Here is a 1,764-nt window from a genome sequence, read left to right as displayed (position 1 = left end):
CGCCCCGGCACCGCCGCGCTCTTCCTGCACGGCAGCAACTACGGCACCTGCCGCGAGTTCGCCGCCCGCCTCGCCGACGAGGCCGCCGCGATCGGCTGCGCCACCGAGACCGCGCCCCTGGACGCGTACGCCGCCGGGCTGCCCACCGACCGCGCCGTCGTCATCACCGCCGCCTCCTACAACGGCCGCCCCACCGACGACGCCACCGCCTTCGCCGCCCGCCTCGACGAGGACCACGACCTGTCCGGCGTCACCTACGCCGTCCTCGGCGTCGGCGACCGCAACTGGGCCGCCACCTACCAGCAGGTCCCCACCCGCCTCGACGACCGCCTCGCCGCCCAGGGCGCCACCCGCCTCGTCGACCGCGCGGCCGCCGACGCCTCCGGCGATCTCCACGGCGCCGTACGGGAGTTCACCGACCAACTGCGCATCGCCCTGCTGACCCGGCACGGCGACCCGGACGCCGCCGCCCCCGCCCCCGCCGCCGACGACCCCACCGACGCCTACCGGGTCCGCGTCCTGACCGGCGGCCCGCTCGACGCCCTCGCCGTCCGGCATCAGATGGTCCCGATGACCGTCACCGCCGCCCACGACCTCACCGCCCCCGGCCACGCCCGCCGCAAGCGCCTCGTCCGCGTCGCCCTCCCGGACGGCACCTCCTACCGCACCGCCGACCACCTCACCGTCCTGCCCGCCAACCCCCCGGCCCTGGTCCAGCGCGCCGCCGACGCCCTCGGACGTCGACCCCGACGCCGTCCTCGACATCCGCGCCACCCGCCCCCGCGCCGACGGACCCGCCGTGGACCGGCCGCTGACCGCCCGGCAACTCCTCACCCACCACGTCGAGTTGCAGAACCGGCCCACCCCCGCCCAGCGCGCCGCCCTCGCCGCCGCCAACCCCTGCCCGCCCGAACGCGCGGCCCTGGTCGCCCTCCCCGCCGACGACCCCCGCACCCTCGTGGACCTCGTCGAGGACCACCCCGCACTGCGCGGCGCCCTCGACTGGCCCCGACTCCTCGACCTGCTCACCCCGTTGCGCCCCCGCACCTACTCGATCTCCTCCTCGCCCGCCGCCGACCCCCGCCACGCCGACCTGATGGTCTCCCTGCTGGAGGCCCCGGCCCGCTCCGGCAAGGGCGTCCACCGGGGCGTCGGCTCGGGCCACCTCGCCGGACTCGCCCCGGGCGACACCGTCCTCGCCCGCGTCCAGCCCTGCCGCGAGGCCTTCCGCCTCGACACCGCCGACACCACGACGCCGGTCATCATGATCGCGGCGGGCACCGGCCTCGCGCCCTTCCGCGGTGCCGTCGCCGACCGCGCCGCCGCCCTCGCCGACGGCGCCGAACTCGCCCCGGCGCTCCTCTACTTCGGCTGCGACGCCCCCGACGCCGACCACCTCCACGCGGCCGAGCTGCGCGTCGCCGAACGCGCGGGCGCCGTCGCCCTGCGCCCCGTCTTCAGCGCCGCGCCCGAGAACGGCGCCCGGTACGTGCAGCACCGGATCGCCGCCGAGGCCGACGAGGTGTGGGCGCTGCTCGCCGCCGGGGCCCGGGTGCGCGTCTGCGGCGACGGCTCCCGGATGGCGCCCGGCGTGCGGGACGCCTTCCGCGCCCTGTACCGCGACCGCGCCCCGGGCGCAGGCGAGCGGGACGCCGAGGCGTGGCTCGACGCCCTGACGGCGGAGGGCCGCTACGTCGAGGACGTGTACGCGGCCGGGTGACCCGGCGGAGAACCGGCCGGCACCCCACCTCCGTGTCCGGCGGG

The 1,764-nt window shown here is 78.5% G+C and carries 1 pseudogene; it reads left to right on the top strand.

Annotated features, from left to right (window positions below):
• Positions 1-1,720 (top strand): annotated as a pseudogene (locus GA0115242_RS37720) (NADPH cytochrome P450 oxidoreductase family protein); the annotation flags it as partial.
• Between the last annotated feature and the right edge of the window lie 44 nt (positions 1,721-1,764).

It is taken from the genome of Streptomyces sp. SolWspMP-5a-2, assembly GCF_900091845.1.
Lineage (GTDB): Bacteria > Actinomycetota > Actinomycetes > Streptomycetales > Streptomycetaceae > Streptomyces > Streptomyces doudnae.
This window is presented reverse-complemented; position numbering and strand designations above follow the sequence as displayed.